Genomic DNA, 24,544 nt, shown 5'->3' with positions numbered 1-24,544 from the left:
GCCAAAAACTGTTGCAGATCGACGGCTGACCAACAAAAAACCAAGAGCCGCCGGAATTTTCCGGCGGCTCTTGGCGACGTACAGAAGAGATAAAACTGCACGCCTCTATGAAAAGAAGAAAGTGGGGTAGCGATTGGATCATCCGCCCGAACGCCACGCGCCGCGCAACATAGCAGGGGGACGGTGCAACCGGTCGATCCGTGTGCACCGTCCCCCTGCCAGCGCAATCAAGCGAACAGATTCCGTACTCTATTTACTTCATGAACTCATCCACATTGTCCTTGGTGACCAGCTTGGGCAAAATGTTGTAGTAGTTATCGGTCAGGCCGTCCACCGCGGTGCCTTCGATCAGGCCGAGCGCGCACTTGAGCGTGCCTTCGCCCTGCGCGACCGGGTCCTGAAACACGGAGCAAGCCATCGTGCCTTCCTTGACGGCCGCGCAGCCAACGTCGGTCGCGTCGATACCGACGACCGGGCAGAACACGGTCTTATCGCCGTTGGTCTTCATCGCTTCAATAACGCCCAGCGCCATTTCATCGTTATTGCAGATCACGGCGTCCACCGTTTCGCCGGTGCCCATGAACTGGCTGAACTGGTCCATCGCCTTGATGCGGTCCCACTCAGCGGTGTTTTCAAATACATAGTTGGCCTTGATCCCGTTGTCCGCCAGCGCCTGCTTCGCGGAATCGGTGCGCTTGGTCACGTTATCCAGACCCAGCGTGCCCATGAACATGGCGATGTTGACCTCGGTCTTGCCTTCGTCCTCAAAGATCTTGGATAGGAAATTGCCCTGTTCCTTGCCGTACAGCGTTTCATCGGTGCCTACGTAAACGACCTTGCCGTCCTGTAACAGGTCAAGGCTGGGCTGGCGGTTGACGAATACCACCTTCATATCGCCCGCCGCCTTCAGCACGTCCTCCGCCGAATCGTTGTTGGCAAGGCCGATGATCGCGGCGTCATAGCCGTCCGCCGCCCAAGTCTGTACCTGACTCAGCTGCGTTGCAACGTCCTGATTGGCGTCCAGCGTGTTCAGCTCTATGTTGTTGGCCTCCGCGAAGGGTTTCATCGCGTTCTCCATCGAGGTCCAGAACTGGTCGCGCATAGCGATCGAGAAGCCCACCTGATAGGGGCCGCCCGCGTCGCCGCCCTGCGCGCCCGTGTCCGCGTCCGTATCCGGCGTTGCCGCGGGCGTGCTGCCGCAGCCGGCCAACAGGCCGATGCTCAGGGCCCCCGTCAGCAATAAAGCAATTAATTTCTTCTTCATGTCATTCTCTCCTTCTCTTTTTCGATTGTGTGCACGGCACTGTTTGCAGTGTCTTGCTTCTATGCTAATCATTATACCATCCCCCGGATAGAAAACCTTCACTATATTGTTTTCACCCTTCGTTGTTTCCCGGATATTTCGCACAAATATACCGCCGCCAACTTTGGCAACTCCACTATCCTGTTCGCACGCCCCTTAAAAACACATAAATACCGCCTTTCCGGCCAGATCACGCCCTGTTTTCCCCGCGTTTAGTGATACCTTATTATATATATACGTATTGCCGCATTCGCCTCTTTTGTATTCCGTTTTAGTATATTTTATTCTTTCGCACGTGCGTCCGCGCGCACCGTTTTTCGTTACACAGGAACACACTGGAAATTCATTTTGATATTTTCGATTCTGCTGTTTGCGGGGCAGATAACAAGATTGTGGAACAACCAAATTTAATGCCCTGTTTTTTGTGAAAAATTTGGGCGCTTTCGCCGGACGCGCTACAAGATAGTGGAGGGGCGGCCGGATAGAATACGCTACAATAGTATTATCGCAGGCGGGACCCCGTCAGTTCCGCCCCGACAAGCAACGAAGAGGAGAGAAGAAAAGTGGAGGTGGCAAAGTGAGCGAGTACATATTGGAGATGACGGGGATCGTCAAGGATTTCCCCGGCGTACGGGCGCTGAACGGCGTGGAGTTAAAGCTTCGCCCCGGCACGGTACACGCACTGATGGGCGAAAACGGCGCGGGAAAATCCACGCTGATGAAATGCCTGATCGGCATTTATCACAAAACCGAGGGCACGATCCGGTTCCGCGACAAGGAGGTCGACTTTAAAGGACCGCTGGAAGCGCTGCAAAGCGGCATTTCCATGATCCATCAGGAGCTGAGTCCGGTGCTCGAGCGTCCGGTGTCCGAAAATGTGTGGCTGGGACGCGAACCGTACAAGGGCATTCATATCGACCATAAAAAAATGCGGACGGATACCATAGACCTGTTCCGCGAAATGGATCTCAACATTGATCCGGACGAAAAAATGGGCAACCTGACGGTCGCCCAGATGCAAATGGTGGAGATCTGCAAGGCGGTCTCCTATAACCCCGACGTGATGATCTTGGACGAACCGACCTCCTCGCTGACGGAGGGCGAGGTCGTGCATCTATTCCAGATCATCCGAAAGCTGAAGGAGCGCGGCTGCGCCCTGATCTACATTTCCCACAAGATGGACGAGATCTTCCAGATCTGCGACGAAATGACCACGCTGCGCGACGGCCAGTTCGTCGGCCATGATTTTGCAAAGGACACGACGGTGGACGCGCTGATCACCCAAATGGTGGGCCGCGAAGTCGCGGAAATGTTCCCGAAAATCCCCTGCGAGATCGGCGAGACCGTATTCGAGGTGCAGGGGCTCAACTCCGGCAAGCAGGTAAAAAACGTTTCCTTCGATGTGCGGCGCGGCGAGATACTGGGCTTCGCGGGTCTGGTCGGCGCGGGCCGCACCGAAACGGTGGAGACCGTGTTCGGCATGCGCCATAAGGACAGCGGCAAGGTCTTTAAGGACGGTCAGGAGCTGACCATCCGCAGCCCGCACGACGCGATCGCCCACCGCATCGCCCTGCTCACGGAGGACCGGCGCGGCAACGGCATCGTCGGCATCCGCAGCGTGATGGACAACACGATCTTGGCGAATCTGCCGGCCTACGGCTTCCCGATCAACCACAAGAAAATCCGGGAGGATACCGACAAGTACGTCAAGGCGATGAACACAAAAACGCCCTCGAACGAGCAGCTGATCATGTACCTATCCGGCGGCAACCAGCAAAAGGTGCTGATCGGCCGGTGGCTGCTGACCGATCCGGACGTGCTGATCGTGGACGAGCCGACGCGCGGCATCGACGTTGGCGCCAAGGCCGAGATCCACACGCTGATCTCGCAGCTTGCGGGCCAAGGCAAGGCGATCATCCTGATCTCCTCCGAGCTGCCCGAGGTCATGGGCATGGCCGACCGTATCGTCGCCATGTACGAGGGCGAGGTCACCGGCGTTGTCGAGCGCGACAGCGATAAATGGAGCTCCGAACACATCATGGCGCTATGCCACGGTCAAAAAGAATAAGGGAAAAAGAGAAAGGGGTACTTCCTGTGAATGCGACAAAAGCCAAAAAATTTATGAGCAAGAACTCGATCTGGGTCGTCTTTGTTTTTATGGTCATCCTGATGGCCTTTTTATCGCCAACGTTTCTAACGGCCAAAAATATTGTTTCCGTACTGACCACCGAATCCATCACCGGCATCCTAACGGTCGGCGTTATGTGGTGTATTCTTTCCAAGGGCATCGACCTTTCGCCCGGCGCGCTGGTCGCGTTGACCGGCGTTGTGACCGCCTCGCTCGCACAGAAGTTTGAGTACGGCGCGTCCCGCCTGTTCCCGAACCTGCCGGATATCCCGGTCGTCGTCGCGATTGTGGCCGGTCTGCTTGTCGGCACGCTGTTCGGCGTGCTCAATGGCTGGCTGATTGCCTACACCAAAATCCCCGCTTTCATCGCCACGCTGGGCACCCAGCTGATCGCCCGCGCGCTCGCCTTGCTTTACACCAACGCCTACCCCATCCCGGAGCTAAAGCCCGGCCTGAAAAATGTGGCGCAGTTTGAGCTGTTCAACATCAGCGGCGCGTCCGTCACGGTCGTCATCGTCATTTTCGTCATCTTTGCGGTGATATCCGGCTTTATGCTCACACAGACGCGGTTCGGCAAATCGATCTATGCGATCGGCGGCAACGATCAAGCCGCGCGCGTGGCCGGTATCAACGTGGAAAAGAATCTGATTAAGGTATACACCTGGTGCGCGTTCTGCGCGTCCGTCGGCGGCGTTCTGCTGGCGGCCCGTTCGGGCGCGGGCAACGCCTCGGTCGGCGTCAACTACGAGCTGGACGCGATTGCGGCGGCCACTGTGGGCGGCACCTCCCACTCGGGCGGCGTGTGCCGGATCTCCGGCGTTATCGCCGGTATCCTCATCCTCGGCGTGCTGAAAAACGGCATGATGCTGCTCAAGATTTCGCCCTATGTGCAGCAGGTTTTCAAGGGCGCGATCATCATCCTCGCGGTGGTGTTCGATATGCGCAAGAACGCAAAGAAGGCGTAAAAAGCTTACATAAAAACCGGAGCCGCGGTCCCCTCGTAAGGGGCCGCGGCTCCGGTTTTTATGTGCTACTGCGTCACGTTGCCGTGCAGCGCTTCTATGTACTGTTTTTTATAGCGGATCGGCGACACGCCGACCACCTTGGTAAAGATGGTGTTAAAGTAATTCGTATTGTCGTAACCGACCAAGGTGGCGATCTGCGTGGCGGTGTAATCGCTGCTGATTAAATAGGTCTGCGCCAGCCCGACGCGCCGCCGGATCACATATTGGATGGGCGAATAGCCCATCGCCTTTTTGAACACATGCGAGATATACGGCTCGCTGCACTGGAACGCCGCCGCGATCGATTTCAGATCGATCGGCTCCGTGTAATGGATATCCAGATACTCGCGGATGCGGTCGCCCATTTGCGTATCCTGCGCGGAAGCGACGGCTCGCGGCGCTTCGTCCTCCACCCCGATCGCCGCGAGCAAAAAGGCGATGGCCAGACACTGCGCCACGGCCCGGTGCATCGGGTTATCATCCAGCATTTGATAGGCGCGCTCGCACAGGCCCTCGAAGAAACCGAACATCGCGCCGGAGGGCCGCACGGGCGGGCTGTCCGCCGGGATCATGTGGTTTACCGGCAGATCTCTTAAATGCAGGTTGCCGATACCGAAGCAGTAGGTGCCGATCTCCTCATCCGACATGGCGCGCACCTCGTGCGCTTCATCCTGATTATAATACAGGATGTCGCCCGCCTGTATGGGATAGGTATGGTTGCGGATGGCATAGGAGCCAACGCCCCGATAAACCAGCAGGATCTCGCACAGCGAATCATGCCCGTGCATGGGCCGGTCGCGCTTCTTGCCGCCCGCCTGCTGCTTGGTGATATAGAGCAGCGAAGGCATCGCCACTCTGTCTATTCCGGATTTTTGCATCACTCGCGCGAAATAATCTGTTTCATACATGCTGCTCACGTGGGCTTCCTCCCTTTTCCGGCATTTGCGCTGCTATCATTTGTTCATTATACCGAATTTGCCCGCGCGCGTCAATTCCACCGCGTACTCGGTTCAGCCAAGCGCCGCCCCGCTACGCTTTCCCGTTGCGAAAAAAAGTAGAAGACAGGCAAAAAGAACCCGTTTCCTTGTAAAAACGGGTTCTTGAATCGGCCGGGCGGGGCGGTATCTCTACCACCCCGCCCGGAGAGCAAGGTAATGGCAAATGTGTTCTGGGGTCGTTCAATTTGCTGTGTTGGAAAGAAACCGGTGAAGCATAGCCGCGACCTCGGCGCGGGTGGCCCGCCCCTTGGGGTCCAGAACGCCGCTGCCTTTGCCGGAGAGGACGCCGGCGCCCACGGCCCATTTCACGGCGGCCTCCGCCCAGCCGTCGGGCCGGTCGGTAAAGGCCGCCAAATCGTCGGCCGCGCTTATGTCCGCGCCCTTGTACCGGGCATAGCGGTACAGAATGGCCGCAAGCTCCTGCCGCGTGATGGCGTCCACCGGGCCGAATGCCGTGGCGGTGTAGCCCTTGACGATCTCGTGCTCCGCCGCCCAGCGAACGGCGTCAAAGCAGTAGCTGCCCGCCGTTACATCAGTAAATGACATGGCCGCGCCGCTCTCCGGCTCCTGCTCCAACCGCCACAGAATCGTGACGATCATGCCGCGGGTGGTGGCAAGCTCCGGCGAAAACGTGGTTTTGCTGGTGCCGTTCATCAGGTCGCGCTCATAGATATCCTTCACGCTGTCGTAATACCACGCGCCCTCCTTCACATCGGCAAAGGGATTCCAGACGGGCCGCTGGCCCTCGGCCTGAAAGCTGGCCGCGATGGTGTGGTTTGCCCTGACCTTTTCAAACGTATAGGAATCCACCGCGCCCACGCTCTTGCCGTCCACCAGCACGTCGGCGATCTCGTAGCCATCGCCGGGCGTCACGGTAAACGTCTTGTCGCTGTTCCGGCTGACGCGCACCTTGCCGCTGGGGGCGATCTTGCCGCCCCCGCCCGCCGTGGCGGTCAGGGTGTAATAGGTGGTGGAGCCGCCGCCCGTCGCGCCGCCGGTGGGTACCACGAACTGCACGCTGGAGAAGGACAGCATTTTGAACGAAATGGCGCGCCCCTCTCCCTTCGTAAAGGGAAGCTCCGTTTTGCTGCCGTCGTCCTTCACATGGTACAGCCTCAGGTTGTTCAGGTCGATATCCTCCGGCACGACCATCTGGAAGAACATCGGTGCCGCCAGCTCCGCTTCGTTGTTGTTCACCGTCAGTTGCATTTTCAGTTCCAGCTTGGTGTCGGAGCCGCTGGGCATAACGGGCTTGACGGTGACCACCACGTTGCCGCTGTCCACGCCGCAGGCGATGGCCGCGCCCACCACCTTTATGTTCTCCGGCGCGGGAACCGGTCCCTCGGCTTCGTTTTCGATGGTGATCGTCAGTTTCTTGTCCGCGTCGGAAATGTTCTCGCCCACGGTCTTTTTCAGCTCATCCAGCGTCTTCACGTCATCGGCGGTAAGGTTTTCCTTGGCCGCGCCGGACAGCTTGGTCACCTCGGCGGCCACGGCGTCCACCGCCGCCTTGTCGGTTTCGGTGGGTCGCTCCGGGTCGATCAGCTTATCCAGCGTATCGGCGATGTCCGTAATGTCGCTTACCTGATTGGCGGTCCCGCCGCTACCGCCCGTGACCTTTACCAGCACGTAGCCCAGCATGTCGCCATTCTGGTAGGCCACACCCACCATGGTCACGCCGCCGGCGACTGCCGAAACGGTGGCGGTCATGCTTCCGCCGGAGACCGCGCCGGTCACGGCGGCGACCGCCTCCGCGCTGCTGCTCCATTTCATGTTGGCAATGGCGTAGTCGCCCTCATTGGGCAGGGCCGCGCCGGTCACTTGAAGCGTTACCCCGGAGAGCGTCAACTGCTGCCCGGCCGCGACGGTTTGTATGCCCAGTCCTTCGCTGGCGGTCAGTTCTACCGTGGATACCGGGAACAGGGCGTCCTCGCCCGTCAGGTCTACGGGAGCGTAGTTTGGATCGGCGGGCGTGTACCGCACCGGGAATGCCTGCTTGCCGCCGTTGTCGTTGCCGGCGGCGATCCGCGCCGTCTTGTCGCCGGTAAACGCCCAGCCGGCGGGCAGCGTCACGTCCCCCAGCGTCGGCGTCACGTTGGTGACGATGTGCACCTTGTGCAGCGCGTCCAGCGCGTCGGCGTAGCTGGAATAGGTCTTGCCGTCCGCCGGGGTGATGGTTCCGGTCAGGCCGGGTACCGTGCCGGTGGTGAAATAATTGCCCGCGTCATTTCCGTTGAGTGTGACGCCGGTGACGGTAACGGCGATTCCCGTCCCCGCGTCCGCCGTGGCGTACACGCCAGTGCCGCCCCCGGCGGTCACCGCGTCATGTTCCAGTGCGCCGGTAAGGGCAGGCGCGCCGGTGAGTGTAGCTATTGTGTCGCCGTCATAGACCTTGCTGGCCGCGAGGGTGCCCACGCCCAGAATGACGGCTTTGGGGGCCACGGTAAAGCTGGCCGCCTTGGTGCCGGTGTAGGCGTCGCCCTCGTAGCTCATCCGCACCTGATAGGTTCCCGCCTTAGCCTCGCCCGCACCGGAAACGGGCAGATCGTCCGCCCAGATATTTCCGCCGTCGGCGCTGTATTGATAAGTGATGCCGCCGTTGTCGTCCGTGACAGTCACGGAGCCCAAGGGCACATTAGGCGCCTCGCCGTAGGTCCAGCCATCCATGGCGAGGGACATCTGCGCCTCCGTCAACGCGGCCTTGTCCGTGACGGTCACGGTGACCGTGGCGCTCTTGCCGCTGGCTATGGTGGAGGTGGCCTTGACGGTTATTGAAGTTGCCGTCTCACCGGCGGCCACGGTCAGCAGACCCGCTTCGGAAATGACGGTGCCGGTGTCGTAGTTGCCTTCGATTGTCCACGTCACGGACTGCGCCGGGGAATACGTGCCGGCCACCGTGGCGTTAAACTGCCGGGTGTGCCCCTTCTGTACAATGGCCGCCGGTGGGGTGACGCTCACGGCGGTGACGGTGGGCGTTCCCAACCAAACCTCATTGACCGCGTTGGTCATGGCGCCGTTGGAAACGGTAAGCGCGTCCGCGTTCTCCGGGACGAAGGCGGTCCAGCTTCTGGTTTCCGTTCCTCCGCCCGACAGCGTAACGGTAAACCAGTCCGACGCCATGGGCTTGCAGCCGTTTTCTTCCCCCAAGCCAGTCAGCGTAATGGTTACCGGCGGCTGTGTCTCACCGCTTTTCATCGTTCTAGCGGCGATGGCGGCAAAGCCGGGCCCGCCTTTTGCGTGGATACTGCCACCGGTGATTTCGATGTGGCCCATGCAGAAAATCCCGACGTCGTTCGTGCTCACGGCGTCGACGGTGCCGCCGGAGATGGTGATGCCGCCGTTGCTCCGCAGGCCGGCATAATAGCCGTTGGCGGTCACCTTGGTATCGTCGCCGCTGATGGCGAGGGCGGCGGGCGTAAAGATGCCGCAGTCGTCGGTGGAGGCGGCGTTGACGGTGCCGCCGGAAATGGCAATCCCGCCGTTGCCCTGCAAGCCGGCATAATAGCCCTTGGCCGTCACCTTTGTCGTGTCGCCGCTGATGGAGATTGTGCCGGGCGTATAAATTGCGGCGTCGTTGTTGGAGGTGGCTCTGACGGTCCCGCCGCTGATGGTGATGCAGTTTTTCGTATAATCGGGCACGTCGGGCAAATCCGCCGCATGCTCCGCATATAACGCGGGGAAGTCGCTCACCGCCTTGACGTCCGCATCGCCGTTAACGGTGATATGCAGCAGAGCGATGATGGCGTTTTTGCCCGTCAGGGTGCTTTCAACGTCCACCTTGGAGTCGGAGATCAGTACATTTTTGCCGTTGATGGCACTGTCCCCCGTGCGTGCGGTTAGAGTGGAACACTGGTCAATCGCGATGTCTCCGCCCGCCGCGTTGATGCCCGTCATGAGGTTTGTGAGGGTAAGATTCGCGCCGCTGAGGGTGATCCCTTCATCCGCCTGCAATCCGACGTAAGAGGCTTCGGGCTCTAAGGTCGTATCCTTGTTGATGATCTTCAGCGTCGCGCCTTTTAGGGTTAGCCCCTTGTTGGCGCTCACGCCCGATACGCCGCCTCCGTCCTGGGCGCGCTGAAGATAGACGGTGAGTTTGCCCGCGCCCTTTATGAGAAGCTGGTTGTTTAGGCACCGGACGCCGCAGTTCAGCGCGGCGTCCGCATCGTTGCCGACGACATTATCGCCGGTCAACGCGATGGTAAAGTCCGTGCTGCCCTCCACGTAGATTCCCGCGCCTTTGTGTGTGCCTGTGATGGCCGCGCTGTTGAGGGACAGCGTATTGCTGGCGGCGTCGTAGGATACCTTCCCGTCGCCCAGCACGTTGGCCGAATTCTCCGGGTTGACTTGCGTGCCGCCCACCCAAATTCCGTAGCTTGTGACGGCGGGCGCTTCTCTCGGTAGAGTGGGCGCGGGGGCTTGCGCATTGCTTACCAGCGTGGGTAAGTCGCAGCCGGGGACCAGATTTCCGGTGGGGACGGTCCAGACGCTGGAATCCCAGCTGCTGAACACGTCGGTCAGCGGCATGGTATTGTCCACCGCCACGTCAAGCCCGTGGATTCCGTCCGCCGCGCCGGTGATAGGCGTAACCGCCTCGGTGGATTTCTGGTAGACCTTCATATCCGCCCGAGCGAGATTGTCCGAGAGGGGGGCGTCGTCTTTAAAACCCACCACGCGGCCCACGGTTGTTTTGCTGCTGTCGGTGGTAATGACGGTCAGCCCCAGAGAGAGGCAGTTTTGCACTGTGGCCGTCACAACAGTCGAGATGCTTTTATCGTTCCCACCTACCACGCCGCCGACCTTGCTGCCGCCGGTGACCGCGCCGGTGTTATAACAGAACCGCACGCTGTTATAGTTATCTCCCACCACGCCGCCGATGGAAGAACCTGTGCCGGTGACCGCCGCCTTGTTGATACAGTTTTGCACCATGCCGATGCTATGGCCCGCCACGCCGCCGACCTTGTCCTTGCCGGAGACTGCGGCCTCATTGACGCAGCTTTGCACCGTGCCGCTGCTTGAGGCCGACACGCCGCCGACTCGATCGCCTGTGCCGCTGACTGCTGCTTTATTAACGCAGTTTTGCACCGTGCCGTTGTTCCCGCCCGTCACGCCGCCGAGCCGTCCCACACCGGAGACCGTGGCCCCGTTGACACAGTTTTGCACCGTACCGGCGTTCGCGCCTACGATGCCGCCGGCATAGTTTTGGCCGGTAACCGTGCCGGTGACGGTCACGTTCTCCACCACGCCGCCCGTGGCCACGTAGCCGAACAGGCCCTGATTGTCGTTTTCGCTATTGATATTCAGCGCCACCGTTTTGCCGTTGCCGTCGAAGTGGCCCTTGAACGAATTGCTGCTGCTCGTGCCGATAGCGGCGGTGAGCGCCGTGGCCGTGCCGCTGGTGGCCGGGAAGCTGTCGGAGAGCTTGATGTATTGGCCCTCAAATGTATTAGCCGTGCTGACATAATCGCCGGTGCCGCTGACGTTAGCGGCGAAGCCCGCCAGTTGGTCGTAGGTTTCGATGATGTAGGGGCTTGCCTCCGTGCCCTTGCCGCTGGCCGCCCAGACGGGGGCGGGCTTTTCCGCCAGCTTGATCTGGTTATTCTCCAGCGCGAAGCCAAACGCGCCGCCCTTGTAGGAGAATTTGGCCAAGTCCTCTGCCGTGATCGTATAGTCTGACGCGCCCGAGGCTACCATTGTCCCGGCAGTGGGATGGTTATAGATCGCCTCGATCTCCACCGGGTGTTCCAACGCGGAAGCGATGGTGAAGGTGGAATAGTTTTCCCCCAGCTTCAAATACAGCCCGTCCGGGATATTGGCCGAGCCGCCCAGAGTGAAGGCGCACTGGTTGACGTAGACGTCGTCGCCCTTTTCGGCGTCCGTCCGGGCAGTGTTGCCGCTGATGGTGCCGCCGGTGACGGTGAACACCTTTTCCTTGCCGCCGGTCTTGAAGATGCCGCCGCCCCGGCCGTTGGGGACGGAGTTGCCGGTGATCTCCCCGCCCTCGATAATCAGCTTGCCGTTGCTGTAAATGCCGCCACCGTAGGTGCTGTTCGTGTCCGTACCGTTGGCGATATTGTCTGTGATTTTGCCGCCTTTTATGGTGATAACTGTGTTACCATCAGTATCCTTAATTGCGCCGCCGTTTTCTGCGACATTGTTACCGATGACGCCCCCGTTCATTGTAACGCTGCTGAAACCATTAAAATGATAGCCTATGTTAATGGCGCTGCCATTGTTATTTGTCAGCGTCGCGCCGTCCTCCAGAACCAATGCGGCATTATTCAGATTGATGAGACAGCCGCCACTGGCATTAGCCTTATTTCCGTCCATGGTGATACTTTCCAGCGTCAGGCTGCCGCCTTTCTTTACTTCAATGAGATTGCCCCTGTAGGCTGCGTCGCGGGTCAGCGTGCCGCCGGTGATCTTGACGTGCTTATTGTCGACGGTAATGGCCGCGCCAACGGATATGCCCGACGCGTCAATGGTAATCAGTGTGGGGGTAGCCGCCGTGCCGCTGCTGCTTGCAATGGCATTGTTCAGCCCGTCCACGGTGGTAATGTCCAGCGTTGCCATCCCTCCCAGCTGCTTCGCAAAATCGTTCAGTTCCGCCAGCTTGTCGGCGCGCGCCTCGGTGATCCGCTCCAGAGCCGCCGCGTCCCCGGACAGCGCGGAAAGCTGCGTTTGCAGGGCGGGGACCGCCGCCAGCTTGGCGCGGGTCTCGGTAACCCAAACAGGGAATGCCGGGTCGGCGTCGCCGGGGGCGCTTTCATAGAGTTCGTCCACCGTGGGCAGGGCGTCGATGGCGGCGCAGAGGGCGTCCACCTCGTCCGGCTCCGGCGCGGTCTGTTCCGCCACGGTGACGGTGATCGCGGGCCAGTCCACGCCCTCGGCGCAGGCGTACCCTGACGCGGACGCGGTAAAGGTATAGCGGCCCGCCGCTCCTTCAAAGGGGTAATCCGCTTCCCAGCTCACGCCGTCAATCACAACTGGCTCGGTGTCCGGGGCCGTGGCGTACACGGTGGCCCGGAGGGTGTCGGGCAGGTTTAAAGCCTCCCGCACCGTGCCAACCGAGACGGTCTGCTCCGCCACCGCCGCGTCCAACGGCTCAAAGGCCGCGACTATCACGTCCCGACCGTTCTCCGTCCCCCCGGCCTGCGCCGAGACCGGCAGCAGGGTCATTAGCATACACGCTGCCAGCAGGGATGCAAGCGGCCGCCGCAGTTTCTTTATTTCTCTCATATTTCTTCCTCCCTTTGTGTTTTGTAAGTAAAAGAAGCCTTGGCGATAAATGGGACATTTATCGCCAAGAGGGGTATACCCCTCTCTTTATTTTTTCAGTGCGTTACCCGTCCGGCCGCTGTAAGCGAAACGGGCGGACAGGGCAAGGGCGAACAGAACGCCGGCGGGACAGGCGATACCGGCGGAAAGGCGCAGGCCTTCCTCCGCCATGAGGATGTAGGTGGAGCAGACCGCCGACATGAACGCGGCGGGCAGCGCCGCCATAAGGCTTTGCACGCGCCCGCAGTGCCGGCGGAGATAGACCGCCGCCGCCCAGAGGGCGATCATGGCGAGCGTTTGATTGGCCCAAGAGAAGTAACGCCAGACGACATCGAAATTCAGTTGGGTGAGCAGCGCGCCCGCCGCCAAAAGCGGAAGGGTGAGCAGCAGGCGGTTGCGGATTTTCGACTGATCGAGCCGGAACCAGTCCGATAGGGTGAGACGGGCGGAGCGAAACGCCGTATCCCCCGAAGTGATGGGGCAGGCGACCACGCCGACAACGGCCAACGCGCCGCCGAAAACGCCGAGCAAGGCGGTCGAAATATCATACACCACGCCGGACTGGCCGAGCGAGGACAGGGCGGCTTGCAGGCCGCCGGTGCCGCCGTAAAACGCGACGCCCGCCGCAGCCCAGCAGAGGGCGATCACGCCCTCGGTTATCATGGCCCCGTAGAACACGCGGCGGCCGTCCCGCTCGCGGGCAAGACAGCGCGCCATCATGGGCGACTGGGTGGCGTGGAAGCCGCTTACCGCGCCGCAAGCCACGGTGATGAACAGATAGGGCCAGACGGGTCTGCCGTCCGGATGGAGGTTTTGCAGCGTCAGCTCGGGAATATGGTAGCCGCCAAGCAGGATGCCGCCGCCGATGCCCAGCACCATGACGATGAGGACGACGCCGAACACGGGATAAATTTTGCCGATGAGTTTATCGATCGGCAGCAGGGTAGCGAGAAGATAATACAAAAGAATGACGAAAACCCAAAAGGGCGCGCCGAGCGCGGGCGGTGTGAGCCGCGCGATGAGGGCGGCGGGGCTGGTTGTGAAAACCGCGCCCACCAGAACCAGCAGCACCACCGAGAATACGCGCACGACCTGCTTCATGCCGCGGCCCAGATACTTGCCCACGATTTCGGAAGCCGACGCGCCGCCCATGCGAACGGAGATCATGCCGGTGCAGTAATCGTGCACGGCGCCGCCCAAAATGCTGCCGAAAACGATCCACAAGAATACCACGGGGCCGAACACCGCGCCCATGAGCGCGCCGAAGATGGGGCCGGTGCCCGCGATATTGAGCAGTTGGATGAGAAACACCTTCCACAGCGGCATGGCGACGTAGTCCACCCCGTCCGCGCGAACGACGGCAGGCGTCTCGCGGTCGTCAGGGCCGAACACCCGCTCGACCAGCCCGCCATAGGTCAGATAGCCGGCAATCAGCAGGGCGAGCGCTGCAAAAAAAGTAAGCATGATATTTTTAGTCCCCCCAATTTCAAAGTGACGTACCCCTATGAAAGTGCACGCACGGACTGGCAGTTCAAAGCCGCCTTATTTTGATACATATTTGCGTCGGCGCGTATGAATGCGTCCTCGATGCTTTCCCCCGGCCGGGTACAGGCATGGCCGGCGGCGATGGAGATCGGCATCCCCTGCTCCGCGGACGCACATTCCAGTTCCGCCGCCAAGGCTGCCAGCAGGGCTTCCGCCCGCTCTGGCGGGCACCCCGGCAGGATTACGGAAAATTCGTCCCCGCCGATGCGGAATAAATGCTCTGTCGTTTCGGAAAAGACGGCGCGAAGCGCGTCCGCGGAGCGGCGCAGCACCATATCCCCGGCATGGTGTCCAAAACGGTCGTTAATCTGCTTAAAGTGGTTACAGTCCAGCATGACGCAGCAGACCGCATCCGTCCCGCGCTCCCGCTCCAGCATGTTCACGCGCTCCACATAGGCTGCCCGGTTATACAGGCCGGTCAAGGCGTCCAGATACACGAGCTGGTACAGGTGCTTTTCCCGTTCCAGTCGCTCGTTCTGCTTCTGGATATGCAGGGTCTTGCGGATGGATTGCAGAAACACCGCATAGCAGGCCAGCACCACGGCGGCAAACGTGAGCCAGCAGGGCGCGTATTCGGGGCGCTGGATCATCGGCTTGGGATAGACGGCGAAAAAGATAAGGGCAAAATAGATGAGCACGGCGGAAAACGCCATCGTCCCCCACCCAGAATCCACTGTGTCCAGCAAAACGTGATAGGCCCGCAAACGCCTATAGCCCGCGGCCAAAAGGATCGAAAACAGTGTAAGTACCACAAAAAACGCCCCGACCGCCCCGCCGCGAAACAGGATGCCCGCATAGCGGCCGATGAACGCAACGATCAGCGATACGGTATCCACAAAGCAGAACGTTAGCAGGAAGCGGCTTCCCTTGTGCCTCGACAATGCCCAAAACAGCAGAAAGCTCGGCACCGTCATAAAAACGGCCGCCGCCAGCGAGGCCGGGATGTCCCAGAGATAAACCCCAACAAAGTAGAAAAGCAGAATGATCCCACAGCCGCCGTACATGAAGGCGCGGTATAACGGCGTATCCCTTTTCAGCTTAAAGATCATAGAATAAATGAGCAGATCAAAAAAGATAACCGTCACATCCGTTAGGACGGCAAACATATCCGGCAAATAATCTCCTCCATCCGCTGTGCGTTTCCGTGTCTCTGCTTTTTGCATACCCGTCCAGCCTTGACGAATCGGTTCGAGCTGGTTAAAATGGAACTACGGCCGCCAAGCTTTGACTGCCCCAATTATAAAATTTTTATGGGCGGCGCGGCGGCGTTTTACGAAATTGGTACCTGAAAATACGAAATTGGTCATAGCGGAGGGGGTGACAGACGTGCTGCAAATCGCTTTGTGCGACGACCGGGTCGAGGAATTGGAGCGGGTGACGGGGCTGGTGGAAGCGTATATCCGGCTGCACCCGGAGCTGGACAGCACGGTGCGGCCCTTTCAGTCCAGCTACGACCTGCTGGAGTGCGTCAAAAGCCGGGGCGGGTTCGACCTGTATCTGCTGGATGTGATGATGCCCGAGCCGGACGGTCTGGCCGTGGGCGCGGCCATTCGGGAGCGGGATAAGGACGCCATGCTTGTCTATCTCACCAGCTCCCCGGACTACGCCGTGGCTTCCTACCGGGTGCGGGCGATGGATTATCTCTTAAAGCCCGTGGAGCGGGACGCCCTCTTTTCCCTGCTGGATCGGGCGGCGGAGCGGTCGCTAGACGACATGCCCTCCGTGACGGTGCGGACAAGGGACGGCGTTGTGGTGGTTCCCCTCGCGGAGATCGTCACGGTGGAGAACGGCGACCATGCCGCCCGCTACACGCTATCGGGCGGGCGGACGCTGACCACGGGGACCGTCCGCTCCTTTGACGAGGTGGCGGCGACTCTGCTGGCCGAACCGCGTTTTCTGCGGGTGGGGGCTTCCTTTGTAGTGAATATGCTCTATGTGGACAGCATGACAAAGGAGCAATTTTTCATGCACGGAGGACTGAAAATTCCCATCCCCCGGCTGCGCCGCGGCGAGGTACGGCAGGCGTTTCTTGATTTTATGCTTAAAAGGGGGCGAGGCGTATGAGCGAGACAATTCAGGTTTTATTCCGCACACTGGTGACCTGTGCCTGCCCGCTGGCGCTGCTGTTTGCCATGTCCGGCTTCCGATGCACGCGGAAAACGGCGTGGGCAGCTTTCTGGGTGATCGCGCTGCTCGGCACGGCGGTGTGCTTCACCCTGATTCTGACCGTGGGCTTGGAACAGATGTGGCGGGTCTACTTTATCGTCCTGCTCGTACCCAGTCTGCTGTTTTTGCTCTTTGCCACCACGGACCGCCCTTCCCAAGTGCTGTTCAATTTCTTTACGGCTGTCAACGCCTTTTATCTGACCGCCATTCTCTCCCATTTCCTTTTGGGCGCGGACGAGGAGCCGATCTGGGCGGGCGTACTGTTCCGCTTGGCGTTCTTCGGGCTGATCGTCTTTGTGTTCGTGCGCTGGCTGCGGGAAGCCTACCGCTTTATCGCCGCCAATATGCGGCGGGACTGGCGCGTCATGGCCGTGTTGCCGCTGTTGTTCTTCGCCTTGGTGATGTTTTTGGGACTGTATCCCCACAAGCGGGAGGACAATCTCATGGGGGTGGTGTTTCTCTACGTCATCCTCTGTGTGGTGTATTTCGTTATTTATCAGGTGTTCCACAATACTTACAATCTGCTGAAAGCCACCAGTGAGAACGACGCGCTGAAAAGTCAGGTGGAGGCGCTTCAGCGGCAGGCGGACGCCGTGAGCCGCAACGACGAAAAGATCCGGGTATACCGGCACGATATGCGCTTTACCATGCAGGTGACCGCTTCCATGCTGGAACGGGGAGATGTGGCGGGCGCTTTGAAGTATCTGGGCGAATCCGACGCTAAATTAAACGACACCAGTCTGGTCCACTACTGTGACAACGCGGTGCTGGACGCGCTGATTGCCTACTATGCGGAGAAAGCGCAGGAGCAGAACATCACGGTCACAGCCCACATGGATTTGGGCGTGGAACTCCCCGCCGACGAATTGGAGCTGTCCACGGTGTTCGCCAACGCCATGGAAAACGCCATTCACGCCTGCGGCAAGCTGCCGGAGGACGTGAAGCGCCGCATCGAGCTGACGGCGGTGTCCTCGCCCCACTTCTGTATCGAGATCGCCAACACCTATACCGGCGAAGTAGCCTTTGACGGCGAGGGCTTTCCCGTCACCAAGGAGCCGGGCCACGGTTTGGGCACCCGGAGTATCGCCGCCTTTATGAAGAAATACAACGCGGTGTACAGCTATCAGCTGGCGGACGAGATGTTCCGCTTTCAGTTTTTGATCAACTGGCCGAAAAAGCCAACGGAATAGGGGTTTTCAAAAACAGTCTCGCGGTGAGTCATACCATCCGGTTAGGCATTCGGAAAAAAGCGGAAATAAAAAAAGGGCGTTCCTTTCGGAACGCCGCAGCGCGCATAAAACAGTAAAAAGGCTTGTTTTCATACGAAAACAAGCCTTTTTCTAGTACCCTTGGTGGAGACGGTGAGGATCGAACTCATGACCTCCACACTGCCAGTGTGGCGCTCTCCCAGCTGAGCTACGCCCCCAAGTTTTGCCGCAGAACTTGTCCTGACGACAAAATATATTATACGGAAAACAAGGGGAAATGTCAAGCAGTTTTTTTCTATTTTTTCAGTCGATCGCAAACAGACGCTTGCCGTTTTCCGTCGTGATGCGCTCGACCTCCTGTACGTCCATTTCCTTTACCTCGGCAATGGTCTCCGCCATGCGGTGCACATACAAGGAGGAATTGCGGCGGCCGCGGTACGGCTCGGGCGCCATATAGGGCGCGTCGGTCTCGATCATCAGGCGGTCGATCGGCGTTTCGCGGATCACTTCGATCGCCTTGCGCGCGTTCTTAAAGGTGATCACCCCGGTGAATGAAAGGTAATAGCCCAGCCGGAGCAGCTCGCGCGCCATCTCCACGCTGCCCGCATAGCAGTGGTACACGCCGCGCACACCCGGAAATGCGCGCGTGATCTCCATGCAGTCGCCGTGGGCGTCCCGGTCGTGCACGATCACGGGAAGAGACAGCCGTTCCGCCAACTCCATCTGGCGGCGAAACACGACCTGCTGGCGGGCGCGGGCGCGTTCCTCTTTTTCCCAATAATAATCCAGACCGATCTCGCCGACGGCGCGCACCTTGGGTTCGTTTTGCGCCAATTCAAAAATGACCGATAGGTCATTTTCCCAGTTTTCGTTGATATCTTCTGGGTGAATACCAACCGCAGCGTACATATGGGGGTATTTTTGTGCATAGCCAATCGCCTTGCGGCTGGACGCCAAATCGACCGCCGGATTGAGGATCAGGCCGACATTTTGCGCCGGCATAGACCGGAGCAGCTCGTCGCGGTCGCTGTCAAAGCGCTCGTCGTCGTAATGGGCATGGGTGTCAAACAGCATTACGGAACCTCTTTCTCAAACACCAGATCAAGCTCTTTGATACCGCCGTAGCTGGAAAAGCGCGTGGGCACAAAGCCGGCGTATCGCCAGCCCTGCGCCGCGTATTGCGCGATCAGATCTCGATGCTCGCCGGCGGAATTATCGACCCAAAAGCCGCCGCCCGTATGCAGCGACACATATTCGTACTGGTACATATCCATTCTCCTTATCTAGCGAAAAAGGCCGCCGAACGGCGGCCTTTTGGTTTAGCAAAGCTTGGCGCCCGCCGGGATGCCGTCGTCCAGCATCAGCAGGTTCAGCTTCTCATCCTTTTCAGCGGAAAGCAGCATGCCGCAGCTCTCCTGCCCCATCATCTTACGGGGCGGCAGGTTGGTAACGGCTACCACGGTCTTGCCAACGAGTTCCTCGGCCTTATAGTACTTCGCAATGCCGGAAAGGATCTGCCGCGGCTTGCCGGAGCCGTCGTCCAGCTGGAACTTCAACAGCTTTTCGCTCTTCTTGACATTTTCGCACGCAAGCACCTTGCACACCGTCATATCGACCTTACAGAAATCGTCAAACGCAATATCGGGCAGGAAGGTGACCGCGGGCGGGTTCTTCGCGGCGTTTTCTTCCTCGATCTCCGTCAGCTTTTTCGGGATATCGATGCGCTCAAACAAAATGGACGCTTCGCCCACGCTGCCGCCTACCGGCATGCCGTTAAACGAGTTAAGGCTCTCCACGCCCTTATTCTCCACATTTAACTGCGCGAAGATCTTATCCGCCGTTTCGGGCAGGTAGGGCGCAAGCTCAACCGCCGCGAAGCGGATGGATTCCAGCAGGTTGTAAAGCACCGTGCCCAAACGGGCCTTCTTTGCCTCATCCTTGGCAAGGGCCCAAGGCATGGTCTCATCGATATATTTGTTGGAACGGCGCAGCAGGGTGAAAATTTCGTCGATCGCATCCGCCACGTGCAGGCCCGACATGCGCTTTTCCACAGCCGCGGGCAGGGCGAGCGCAAGGCTTTTCAGTTCCTCATCCACCGGTTCGGCGGCTTCGGGCGCGGGGATAACGCCGCCGAAATACTTTTTCGTCATGGCGATCGTGCGGTTCACCAAATTGCCCAGCACGTTGGCCAGCTCGGAATTGATGCGCTCGCAGATCAGCTCGTACGAAATGACGCCGTCGTTGCCAAAGGGCATTTCATGCAGCACATAGTAGCGCACCGCATCCACGCCGAACAGGCGCACCAGATCGTCCGCGTAGATCACGTTGCCGAGCGATTTGGACATTTTCCCATCGCCCACCAACAGCCACGGGTGGCCGAACACCTGCTTCGGCAGCTCTTCGCCCAGCGCCATCAGGAAGATCGGCCAATAGATGGTATGGAACCGGATAATGTCCTTACCGATCAGGTGCACATCCGCCGGCCAGAACTTTTTATAATGCTCATCGTGGTTGCCGTCCGGGTCGTAGCCGCAGAAGGTGATATAGTTGGTCAGCGCGTCCAGCCAAACGTAAACGACGTGGCCGGGGTCAAAATCCACCGGAATGCCCCATGAGAACGAGGTGCGCGACACGCACAAATCCTGCAAGCCGGGCTTTAGGAAGTTGTTGACCATCTCGTTTTTGCGGCTCTCGGGCTGGATGAACTCGGGATGCTCCTCGATATGCTTCATCAGCCGGTCGGCGTATTTGCTCATTTTAAAGAAGTAGGCTTCTTCCTCCGCGTCCACCACGGGGCGTCCGCAATCCGGGCAGCAGCCGTCCTTGAGCTGGCTGTCCGTCCAGAAGGATTCGCAGGGCTTGCAGTACTTGCCCTTATAGCTGCCCTTGTAGATATCGCCCTGATCGTACAGCTTTTTGAAGATGCGCTGCACCTTTTTTTCGTGCATCGGATCGGTCGTGCGGACAAACTTATCGTAGGTGGTGTTCATGAGGTCCCAGATGCGGCGCACTTCCCCCGCCACATTGTCCACATGCTGCTGGGGCGAAATACCGGCGGCCTCGGCCCTTTCCTGAATTTTCTGGCCATGCTCATCGGTGCCGGTCTGGAAATAGACTTCGTACCCCGTCATGCGCTTATAACGCGCGATCGCATCCGCCAACACGATTTCATACGTATTGCCGATATGCGGCTTGGCCGAGGTATAGGCGATCGCCGTCGATATATAATACGGTTTTTTCTCCATTGCTTTTCCGCTCCTTTTATTTCCCGTTACCCTTTATTATAGCCAAAAAGGACATAAAACACAAGAGAAAAACACAGCCGGCCGAAACATCGTTTCGACCGGCTGCACAGCTTGTCAAAAAGCCTTCGCGCCACAGCGCGCAATAAAATTGAAAATTGAAGCTAAGCTTCAATTTGACCAAAAAGCGGGAGCATGTATCTCGCTTTTTGAACAAACCAGCGGCGAAGTGCGGCCCAGGCCGGCCTCTCTTGCCCCGAAGGGGCAATTCACCTTCTGCCTGAAAGGCGCGCGCCAGAGCCGGAACACTCGATCGAAATGGGGCTTTGTTTCGATCGATAGACTGTCAAAATTATTTTTTTGACAGTCTCCGCAGGATGGTCAGCGCCTCCGCGCCGGTGATGGTGTCCTCCGGGCGGAAGGTGCCTTCCGGGTCGCCCTTCAAATAGCCCAATCCCGACATGCGGCTGATGACCTTATGCGCCCAGTACCCGCCGCCGACATCGCTGAACGACGGGCCAGCGGCCGTGCCCGCCGGAGCGAGCGCATCCACGAGCGAGCAAAACTCCGCGCGGGTGATGGCCGCGTCCGGGTGGAACGAACCGTCCTCATAGCCGCGCAGCAGGCCGCGGTCGTGCAAGCGCGAAAGCGCGTCCGACGACGCGTCGGTAAAGCGCGGCAGTTCGGGCCGCTCGACAGCGGACTGGTCGATCAAGCTTTCCGCAATCAGCGCTGCGGCTTCCGCCCGCGTCAGCGGCGTTTTCGCGCCTTCCTGCGGCAGATCGGCGCGCAGCATCGGCCGCACCCGTCCGGTATCCGCGTCCGCGCGGCAGGCGAACGGGAATTGAACGCCCTTCGCTTCCGCGTTGTTTACCCGCGCAAACACGCGGTTTTGCGCGGTCATGCGGTCCAGCAGATCGGCGCACGCTCTCAGATCGTCCAATGTTACGTTCATCAGCCCCGCACGCTCGCGCTCAAAATCGGCCTGCGTTTTGCCCGAACGCGCGAGCGCCGCGGCGTTGCCGCGCGACCATGACGCCTCCTCGTCGTATTCCTTGATCGCGCCGATAATGTAGCCGTTCAGCTCGCTGTCCGACAGCGTCAGACCCCGCACATACGCGCCCACGCCTTTATAGACCGCGATCACCTCGTCCACGGGCACGCCGCCCGCGCACGCCATGGTCATGCCGTGCGCGTCAAAGCTGATGTTCGTACCGTAGGCCCCGCGCTTGTCGCGCAGCTCGGGCATCAGGTATTTGGCCCCCAGCACCGAGCCCAGCACGCGCAGCGCCGCGTCATCCACGGGCCCATCGTAAACGCCGTCTATCATCACGTGGTTGTCGTCCTGCGTACCGTTGGAAACAACGAGCGCGGACGGCCACCCGCCGGGCAAAAACGCGCAGGAGGAAGCGCCGCCGCCTTCGGGCAGTCCCGCCAAAAAGGACTTAGCCGCCGCTTGGAAGGTGCTGTAATCCGTTTCGCTCCCCTGAAAGTTCGTCACTACGCCGCCGCGTTTTAAAGCATCGCCCAGCAGGCCGCGCAGCCGTGCGAGCAGCGCTTCATCCTTTTCAGGCGCATCCACCGCTTTTTCCACAAACGCCTGATAGGAGCGCGACGAGCCGTAGAACCCGGCGGGCGCCCCGCTTAAAAAGCGGTTGCTCTGCGTGCTCGCCAAGAGTCTGAGGCCGTACTCCGTCTGGAATGGATTGGAGAAATTTGCTTTCAGTTGCTTTTTCCGCTCGGTCAAAAAGGCACGCAGCGCGGCCGTATCCTGTAAGGGCGGCGCATCCAGCAGCTTAATCAGACGATCGACCTGCGTTTTCAGCTCGGCCGGCGCGACCGAACCGCCGGCGACAAGCGCCGGGGCCAAAGTTTCCGCATCGCCGTACAGCGCATTTCCATCGACCCCAAAATAAGCGCCAATATTTCCCTTTTCCATCTGATCGTTCAAAAATTCGGCCAGCAGGCACCAAGCGGCAAGATCGTCCGCCTTGGCTTCGATCGGAAAATAGAGCGAGAAGGATGCCTGCTCCGCATCCGTATCCACGGTGTGGTACCACGCCGCTTCGGGCGTTGTTTCACTTTTTTGTTCTAACGCAAAGGTGTTTTCCGAAAAGTCTGCGAGCGAGAGCTGTGGCAGCTTGGCAATGTTCTCCGGAGAATCCGGCGTGCCAATCCATGCGTTAAACGCCTCGGTATCCCGCTTTACCTGCTGCAGCTCCGCTTCCGTCAGCTTAGGCTCCGGAATGCCCGGCTTTGCGCCGCCGTTACCGGAAATGACGGTCGTCTGGTACTTGCTTGCGCGCCAATCGGCGGCAAGGGTCTTATAAATCTGCGTATCGGTTTTTAGCTTGTCGATCACATCCACACGGTCAATGCAGGCCAGCGGATCGCCGCCGTAGGCAAAGCCGTTGAAGATCTCCTCGCGGCCAAATTGCTGCCATGCCTTCTGCTGATCGAGCAGCTTGTTGAGGCGGTCGGACGGAATACCGTTTTGGGCCACTTCGTCCAGCAGTTTTTGAAAGGCCTGCACCGCTTGATCCTTCTGTTCCATGGGCACGCCCGCAAGGATGATACCCAAATTATAGATGCCGCCGCCCATGCCGCCGACCGTATAATCCATCGTATCCGGGAACTGCTCCTGCAATTTCATCTCTAAGTAAGTAACCAGCGCGTTCCATGCCTCGACATTTTTAAGGTCCAGCACGTCCGGCCCGTGCATCATAAAGCCGATATCCACGGTTTTGGTCGATGCGGTCAGGTTGTATTCCTGCACGCTCTTGGTCTGTTCGATGGGCGCGCTGTCAAATTCGATCTCCGGCGCGCTGCCTTTGTCTGCTTTAGACAAATAACCGTTCAGCATTTTAAGCGTTTTGCTGATATCCTGCTCGCCCGCCACATAGATCAGCATGTTGGAAGGCTTATAATAGGTGTTATAAACGCGCATCACATCGTCATAGGTCAGGTTTAAAATGTCCGGAATGGCGCCGCCGGACGCAAGCGTGGGCGTGCCGTCGCCATAAAGGTTACGGTACATCTGCTCGCTGACAAAATCGATTGAATTTTCGTTCGTATCCAGACTGCGCAGCTTCAGTTCGCTGAATACGATGCCGTTGTACTGCGCCTTGCCGTCAACATATTCCAGACGGATGCCCTGCTGCTTGAAAATATTCGGCTCTGTCCGCAGCAGCGGAAACAGCACGGACGACATATACACATCGGACAGGTTGTAAAAATCCGTTTCGTTTTTGGTACGCACCACATAGCAGGTGAAATCATCCGAGGTGTAGGCGTTCAGCTCATCGGCGACCGAGGTATTCGCCAGTACGTGCATGAGTTCGCGCACCGGATATTTCTCGCTGCCGCAAAGCAGCGCGTGTTCCAAAACGTGGTTTTCGCCCATCGAATCTTTGGGCGGGGTGCGGAACCCGGCGGCAAAGGAGCGTTCCTCCCCGTCGTTTTCCAGCCATAGGACTTGCGCGCCCGAAGCCGTGTGCCGCAGCAGGTGGTAGGCGCCTTCCTCCCGTTTTTGTACCTTTTCTTCGGTAAAGCCGTATGCGCCGAAGCGATCCGCCGCCCCCGCGCCGACCGGCAAAAACGATACGATCATCACAGCGCAGAGCAGCACTGCGAGCAGTCTTTTTTTCATCATGCAAAACCCTTTCGGTCATGGGC

General features: G+C 59.2%; 13 protein-coding genes and 1 tRNA gene. 4 read left to right on the top strand and 10 right to left on the bottom strand.

What is annotated here, in order from left to right:
• Window positions 1-253: 253 nt before the first annotated feature.
• Window positions 254-1,264 carry a sugar ABC transporter substrate-binding protein gene (locus NE562_RS03010; protein WP_280960912.1) on the bottom strand — a complete coding sequence of 337 codons (1,011 nt, stop codon included), beginning with the start codon at window positions 1,262-1,264 and terminating at the stop codon, window positions 254-256.
• Window positions 1,265-1,880: 616 nt separating this feature from the next.
• Between NE562_RS03010 and NE562_RS03005 the strand changes: the two genes are divergently transcribed.
• Together NE562_RS03005 and NE562_RS03000 are read left to right on the top strand one after the other, a co-directional pair.
• The gene (locus tag NE562_RS03005) at window positions 1,881-3,371 is read left to right on the top strand and encodes a sugar ABC transporter ATP-binding protein (RefSeq protein ID WP_280960911.1); all 1,491 of its coding nucleotides are present in this window, start codon (window positions 1,881-1,883) and stop codon (window positions 3,369-3,371) included.
• Between the two features lie 53 nt (window positions 3,372-3,424).
• Window positions 3,425-4,396 (top strand): ABC transporter permease subunit, encoded by a 972-nt coding sequence (locus NE562_RS03000; protein ID WP_280960910.1) that lies wholly within the window; start codon window positions 3,425-3,427, stop codon window positions 4,394-4,396.
• A 65-nt stretch (window positions 4,397-4,461) separates the two neighbouring features.
• Here the strand turns inward: NE562_RS03000 and NE562_RS02995 are convergent, their stop codons facing one another.
• The 4 genes from NE562_RS02995 to NE562_RS02980 form a co-directional block, all read right to left on the bottom strand.
• The gene (locus tag NE562_RS02995; RefSeq protein WP_280961047.1) at window positions 4,462-5,343 is read right to left on the bottom strand and encodes a helix-turn-helix domain-containing protein; all 882 of its coding nucleotides are present in this window, start codon (window positions 5,341-5,343) and stop codon (window positions 4,462-4,464) included.
• A gap of 270 nt (window positions 5,344-5,613) precedes the next feature.
• Window positions 5,614-12,669, bottom strand: a complete 7,056-nt coding sequence (locus tag NE562_RS02990; protein WP_280960909.1) for an S-layer homology domain-containing protein — start codon at window positions 12,667-12,669, stop codon at window positions 5,614-5,616.
• Between the two features lie 87 nt (window positions 12,670-12,756).
• Window positions 12,757-14,172 carry a carbon starvation protein A gene (locus NE562_RS02985; protein WP_280960908.1) on the bottom strand — a complete coding sequence of 472 codons (1,416 nt, stop codon included), beginning with the start codon at window positions 14,170-14,172 and terminating at the stop codon, window positions 12,757-12,759.
• A gap of 38 nt (window positions 14,173-14,210) precedes the next feature.
• Window positions 14,211-15,359, bottom strand: coding sequence for a GGDEF domain-containing protein (locus NE562_RS02980; protein WP_280961046.1), 1,149 nt, complete (start codon window positions 15,357-15,359; stop codon window positions 14,211-14,213).
• A 220-nt stretch (window positions 15,360-15,579) separates the two neighbouring features.
• On the opposite strand from NE562_RS02980, the gene NE562_RS02975 reads away from it, so the two are divergent.
• On the top strand, window positions 15,580-16,317 hold the full coding sequence (locus tag NE562_RS02975; protein ID WP_280960907.1) for a LytR/AlgR family response regulator transcription factor: 738 nt from the start codon (window positions 15,580-15,582) through the stop codon (window positions 16,315-16,317).
• Complete coding sequence (locus NE562_RS02970) at window positions 16,314-17,609, top strand: sensor histidine kinase (RefSeq protein WP_280960906.1); 1,296 nt, start codon at window positions 16,314-16,316, stop codon at window positions 17,607-17,609. Before NE562_RS02975 ends, NE562_RS02970 begins: the two co-directional genes overlap by 4 nt.
• Before the next feature lie 160 nt (window positions 17,610-17,769).
• On the opposite strand, the gene NE562_RS02965 is transcribed toward NE562_RS02970, so the two are convergent.
• The 5 genes from NE562_RS02965 to NE562_RS02945 all read right to left on the bottom strand — a co-directional run bounded on the left by NE562_RS02965 (window position 17,770) and on the right by NE562_RS02945 (window position 24,521).
• Window positions 17,770-17,845: transfer RNA gene (locus NE562_RS02965), tRNA-Ala, on the bottom strand.
• Between the two features lie 85 nt (window positions 17,846-17,930).
• Entirely contained in the window at window positions 17,931-18,701 is a 771-nt protein-coding gene (locus tag NE562_RS02960; RefSeq protein ID WP_280960905.1) for a TatD family hydrolase, read from the bottom strand.
• On the bottom strand, window positions 18,701-18,895 hold the full coding sequence (locus NE562_RS02955) for a DUF4177 domain-containing protein (RefSeq protein WP_280960904.1): 195 nt from the start codon (window positions 18,893-18,895) through the stop codon (window positions 18,701-18,703). The genes NE562_RS02960 and NE562_RS02955 overlap by 1 nt, the downstream gene beginning before the upstream one ends.
• Window positions 18,896-18,946: 51 nt before the next feature.
• Window positions 18,947-20,872 (bottom strand): methionine--tRNA ligase, encoded by a 1,926-nt coding sequence (metG, locus tag NE562_RS02950; RefSeq protein ID WP_280960903.1) that lies wholly within the window; start codon window positions 20,870-20,872, stop codon window positions 18,947-18,949.
• A 349-nt stretch (window positions 20,873-21,221) separates the two neighbouring features.
• Window positions 21,222-24,521, bottom strand: coding sequence for an S-layer homology domain-containing protein (locus NE562_RS02945; RefSeq protein WP_280960902.1), 3,300 nt, complete (start codon window positions 24,519-24,521; stop codon window positions 21,222-21,224).
• Between the last annotated feature and the right edge of the window lie 23 nt (window positions 24,522-24,544).

Origin of the sequence: Butyricicoccus faecihominis, assembly GCF_024462775.1 — a bacterium.
Classification (GTDB): domain Bacteria; phylum Bacillota; class Clostridia; order Oscillospirales; family Butyricicoccaceae; genus Agathobaculum; species Agathobaculum faecihominis_A.
This window is presented reverse-complemented; position numbering and strand designations above follow the sequence as displayed.

Excerpts from the sequence above, each read along its gene's own strand:
- metG (WP_280960903.1), bottom strand. The coding sequence starts at position 20,872 with ATGGAGAAAAAACCGTATTATATATCGACGGCGATCGCCTATACCTCG.
- NE562_RS02970 (WP_280960906.1), top strand. The coding sequence starts at position 16,314 with ATGAGCGAGACAATTCAGGTTTTATTCCGCACACTGGTGACCTGTGCC.
- NE562_RS03010 (WP_280960912.1), bottom strand. The coding sequence starts at position 1,264 with ATGAAGAAGAAATTAATTGCTTTATTGCTGACGGGGGCCCTGAGCATC.
- NE562_RS02985 (WP_280960908.1), bottom strand. The coding sequence starts at position 14,172 with ATGCTTACTTTTTTTGCAGCGCTCGCCCTGCTGATTGCCGGCTATCTG.
- NE562_RS02995 (WP_280961047.1), bottom strand. The coding sequence starts at position 5,343 with ATGTATGAAACAGATTATTTCGCGCGAGTGATGCAAAAATCCGGAATA.
- NE562_RS02990 (WP_280960909.1), bottom strand. The coding sequence starts at position 12,669 with ATGAGAGAAATAAAGAAACTGCGGCGGCCGCTTGCATCCCTGCTGGCA.
- NE562_RS03000 (WP_280960910.1), top strand. The coding sequence starts at position 3,425 with ATGAGCAAGAACTCGATCTGGGTCGTCTTTGTTTTTATGGTCATCCTG.
- NE562_RS02980 (WP_280961046.1), bottom strand. The coding sequence starts at position 15,359 with ATGTTTGCCGTCCTAACGGATGTGACGGTTATCTTTTTTGATCTGCTC.
- NE562_RS02945 (WP_280960902.1), bottom strand. The coding sequence starts at position 24,521 with ATGATGAAAAAAAGACTGCTCGCAGTGCTGCTCTGCGCTGTGATGATC.
- NE562_RS02955 (WP_280960904.1), bottom strand. The coding sequence starts at position 18,895 with ATGTACCAGTACGAATATGTGTCGCTGCATACGGGCGGCGGCTTTTGG.
- NE562_RS02960 (WP_280960905.1), bottom strand. The coding sequence starts at position 18,701 with ATGCTGTTTGACACCCATGCCCATTACGACGACGAGCGCTTTGACAGC.